The organism is Arthrobacter sp. 10T425 (assembly GCF_056393985.1).
The window spans coordinates 1-1,626 of sequence record NZ_JBFTGZ010000032.1 but is presented as its reverse complement, the minus strand read 5'-3'; the positions used below and the strand labels follow the sequence as shown (position 1 = coordinate 1,626).

The following is a 1,626-nucleotide window of genomic DNA, read 5'->3' as shown; positions in this document are numbered from 1 at the left end:
ATGGGCCTTCAAGCGCTTCTACGCCACGGAATCAGCCCGCAGAAACGCCCTCCCGGCATGGCTGCACCACTACAATCACCATAGGCCCCACACCGCAATCGGAGGCCAGCCGCCCATCAGCCGCTTAACCAACCTCCCTGGGCAGTACAACTAGCGGCACATCGGCCTCACAGCTGATACAGCAGGTTCAACAGGGAAGGATCCCGCCGGAGCAAACGCTCTGCGGGATCCTTTCTCTTGCTTAGCGGACAGCTTAACGGACTGTGGCCGGACACCCTGGGTGTCCGGCCACGGCAGGAGGCTGTCAGCGCCTCACAGGGACGCGTACAGCCTGCCGGTGCTGGTCAGGGTGCCATTGGTGTGGAACAGTGCGGAGGAACCCATTTTGGGATCCAGGGCCGGCCGGGTCTTCCAGGCAAAGCGCTCAACGAACGGCATTGCCCGCAGGCCGGCCACGGTGGCGCGCATGAAGTCCTCAGTCTGGGCCCGGGAGTAAACGCTTGGCCGGGTGGAAGTGGCGTTCCAGTCAGCCACCGCATACTCGGTCACCCAGATCGGCTTGCCGTACCGCTCATGCAGTTCCGTGACCTTCGTCAAAAACTCGTCGGCTTTGGGCCAGGCATAGCGGTGCATGGTCATGAAGTCAACGCGCAGTCCCTTGTTCTTGGCCTTGGCCATGAAGTCCGCGAGCCAGGGGCTGGCAGGCCCTGTGGTGGCGGGTGACCCAAGCCGTAGCCCGGTTGCCTGCAGTTTGGGCCACAGGCTAATGGCTTGGTCCACGGACATATTTGCTTGGTCCTCGTGGTCGGGCTCATTAAAGCCGAGGAGGTGCCGGGTCTTCGTCTCGGCCAATTGGCGGGTGACGTAACCGATGGCATCCTGCTCCAGCAGGGTCCTGGCACTCTTGATCATGGGGACAAACGGCGTGGCCGTAGCGACGTTGGGGTGTGAGCCCCACGTGTAGTGCCACTTCAGCTTGAGGCTATTGATTTGCGTTAGCGCAAGGGCGTCCTTGCCGCCCCAGCCAAAGCCCTTGAGCGTGTCAGCGGGCAGGGTGACAGCCGGGACCGTCGGGATTCCCGCCGGGGCTGTGGCAGCCTGCGCCGTTCCGGCGCCGGCGCCGGCGGCCAGCAGGGCACCCGGCACTGCCATTGCGGCCAACGGCATGGTGAGAAACTTACGGCGTTCCATGAGGTCCCTTCGTGGGAGTTTGGCTCGAGGTTTGTCAGTGGTGCAGAGGCGGCAAAGGCCAGCTGCGGGCTCCCGACGGATTCGCGCACGAGTGGCGGCGTCGAAAAGTGACTGCTCTGGCCTGTGTGGTCTCTGATTCAGTTGTGGCTGGAGTCAACATAGCACGGAAAACACACAGGAAACTCGTGGTTTTACACAGGAAATACGCAGTTTCAGCGCGACCAGCCGCGGTACGGGGGGCCTGGTTGGAGACAGGTCCTAAGGGGACCGATAGGGGCCCGCTAGATGTACTGCCCAGGGAGGTTGGTTAAGCGGCTGATGGGCGGCTGGCCTCCGATTGCGGTGTGGGGCCTATGGTGATTGTAGTGGTGCAGCCATGCCGGGAGGGCGTTTCTGCGGGCTGATTCCGTGGCGTAGAAGCGCTTGAAGGCCCAT

Annotated in this window: 3 protein-coding genes; 1 reads left to right on the top strand and 2 read right to left on the bottom strand. The window is 62.9% G+C overall.

Annotation, left to right across the window (positions count from 1 at the left end):
- Positions 1 to 154 (top strand): integrase core domain-containing protein (locus AC1DDH_RS20355; protein ID WP_476888052.1); only part of this gene is annotated, 154 nt, incomplete at its 5' end.
- Positions 155 to 312: 158 nt separating this feature from the next.
- Here the strand turns inward: AC1DDH_RS20355 and AC1DDH_RS20350 are convergent.
- The gene (locus AC1DDH_RS20350) at positions 313 to 1,191 is read right to left on the bottom strand and encodes a glycosyl hydrolase (protein WP_476956190.1); all 879 of its coding nucleotides are present in this window, start codon (positions 1,189 to 1,191) and stop codon (positions 313 to 315) included.
- Positions 1,192 to 1,472: 281 nt separating this feature from the next.
- Positions 1,473 to 1,626: integrase core domain-containing protein (locus tag AC1DDH_RS20345; RefSeq protein ID WP_476956191.1), on the bottom strand; the 154-nt coding region annotated here is incomplete at its 5' end.

Bases quoted from the DNA above. Each gene is read 5' to 3' on its own strand.
- AC1DDH_RS20350 (WP_476956190.1), bottom strand. From the start codon at position 1,191: ATGGAACGCCGTAAGTTTCTCACCATGCCGTTGGCCGCAATGGCAGTG.